This window comes from Legionella sp. km772, from assembly GCF_003989735.1.
Taxonomy (GTDB): Bacteria; Pseudomonadota; Gammaproteobacteria; order Legionellales; family Legionellaceae; genus Legionella.
On the sequence record NZ_RZGQ01000310.1, the window covers coordinates 1 to 1,826 of the forward strand.

Consider the following 1,826-nt stretch of genomic DNA (forward strand, 5'->3'; position numbering starts at 1 on the left):
GGAAAATCAAATAATCACTATAAAGATCAAGCATATCCATTTAATTCCCTCCCTAAAATTAAGGGCGGAATTCTAATGCTTTTTAGTCAAACTACAAGTTTATGTGCGTAACATGAGTAATGATCAAGGTAAGACGATGCATGGTGCCTTTTATGATCATTATACCATTCGTCGGAGTACTCTACGTGAGACTTATCTAACAAAAGCTCCAGAAGAAACTATAGAGAGCTTTACTCACTTTGTGCAAAATGCTGCAGTGCATGCTTTAGGAATAAATGACTCGTTGGGAGCGCGCATTATACCAGGCGAGAAAGAGAGTACGGATGATTCCTGTGGCTTATTGGTTATTCCAGGTCACCTAAGGAATAAGTATGATCCGGCTCGTAAAAACTATGAGCAGCTCCTTATTCAACAAGCACGTAATAAAGGACAACCGGTTCTAGCGATCTGTGCGGGTGCATGGAGTTTATGGGCCGCGTTCGGTGGTCACACCAAGACAGTAGATGGTCATTTGTATTCCAAAATGCCCTCAATTATTGCTAATGGTGGGATTGGTAATAACAAGCAGATTCATCGCATTCAATTGCAGGAAAAAACTATAGTCTATGGCGTTATGTTCCAACGTGATGATCCTGAGCCTGTGGTCAATAGCGTTCACTGGGAGGCGCCTGATGCGCGTTCGCTTCCCCATCTATTGGAAGTAAGTGCTGAGGCTCTCCCTGACGATAAGCTAGAGGCATCTAATCGGCAAGGTTCTATGCAGCCAGAAAGAGCAATTGAAGCTTTTGAGACTACATACGGGGCACCCATGGTGGGAGTCCAATGGCATCCCGAAGCCTATTATAAAAATAAGGACGACAAAAATAACGCCATGCAGCATCTAAATTTAATCACTTATATGGCTAAAGCAGGCGATACTTACCAAGCTAAACGAGAAGTGGTGCGTGAACTGCGGCAGGTTAAGCTTAGCCCCCTTTTAGCCAAACAAGGCTTATTCAATTTAAAAAGCAAACCAAAACAAGAGTTAGAGGTACAAGCGCCGAGGGAATTTAAACAACTGCCACCAACCCTTAACTCCAATGCAAATTATTAAATTTGGTCTAAAATGTAAATAAGTTAAAAATTTAGGGAACAAAAATGAAATTATTTAGCATGGTCTTTTTATCCTCTGTGGTTTCTTTTGCTAGTTTTGCTGGAGCCACTCCCACCTGTATGTGGTCAGTGACTGGTACAAACAGTGAAGGGCAAACCACTTATGCTTGTTGCTGCCCAACTACCACTAAAACCTGTGCTGATTATGGCAAAACAGGCGTTTCGTCGGGAGAGAGCTGTACTCAATAATTCTTCTTTGGGAAAACTTCTAAGTGATGAGTTCTGAAATGAGGCAATAGGTTCCTGGAGGTAATTCTTAATTTAGATTAGTGCCTTATTCTCTATTACTCAGAAAAATAAGGCGCTTAAGGGGAAATCCTCCAGGTACTTCTTGGTATGACTCATTTTTCAATGGCAAAACCCCAATTTGCAAGTCAACAGAGAATGATTAATTAAGCAGCTCCACTTCTTCTGCTAAAGGGCCTTTCCGGCCGTCTATTATTCTAAAGGATACTTGCGCCCCATTAGAAAGGGTCTTTCCCTCGTTACGGATACAACTATAGTGGACAAAATAATCTTTCCCTTCGCATTCAATAAAGCCATACCCTTTATTATCACTCATGTTACGCACATAAACTTGTAGTTTGACTAAAAAGCATTAGAATTCCGCCCTTAATTTTAGGGAGGGAATTAAATGGATATGCTTGATCTTTATAGTGATTATTTGATTTTCC

3 protein-coding genes are annotated in these 1,826 nt (G+C 41.0%); 2 read left to right on the forward strand and 1 reads right to left on the reverse strand.

The window, feature by feature from the left end; all coding sequences use genetic code 11:
• Nucleotides 1–112 precede the first annotated feature (112 nt).
• The gene (locus tag ELY15_RS15515) at nucleotides 113–1,093 is read left to right on the forward strand and encodes a gamma-glutamyl-gamma-aminobutyrate hydrolase family protein (protein ID WP_127101628.1); all 981 of its coding nucleotides are present in this window, start codon (nucleotides 113–115) and stop codon (nucleotides 1,091–1,093) included.
• 44 nt (nucleotides 1,094–1,137) lie between these two features.
• Nucleotides 1,138–1,341 carry a hypothetical protein gene (locus ELY15_RS15520; RefSeq protein WP_127101630.1) on the forward strand — a complete coding sequence of 68 codons (204 nt, stop codon included), beginning with the start codon at nucleotides 1,138–1,140 and terminating at the stop codon, nucleotides 1,339–1,341.
• Between the two features lie 199 nt (nucleotides 1,342–1,540).
• Here the strand turns inward: ELY15_RS15520 and ELY15_RS15525 are convergent, their stop codons facing one another.
• Nucleotides 1,541–1,714, reverse strand: a complete 174-nt coding sequence (locus ELY15_RS15525; protein ID WP_127101632.1) for a cold-shock protein — start codon at nucleotides 1,712–1,714, stop codon at nucleotides 1,541–1,543.
• Nucleotides 1,715–1,826 lie beyond the last annotated feature (112 nt).

Coding starts and splice junctions, on each gene's coding strand:
- ELY15_RS15515 (WP_127101628.1), top strand. CDS start 113: ATGAGTAATGATCAAGGTAAGACGATGCATGGTGCCTTTTATGATCAT.
- ELY15_RS15520 (WP_127101630.1), top strand. CDS start 1,138: ATGAAATTATTTAGCATGGTCTTTTTATCCTCTGTGGTTTCTTTTGCT.
- ELY15_RS15525 (WP_127101632.1), bottom strand. CDS start 1,714: ATGAGTGATAATAAAGGGTATGGCTTTATTGAATGCGAAGGGAAAGAT.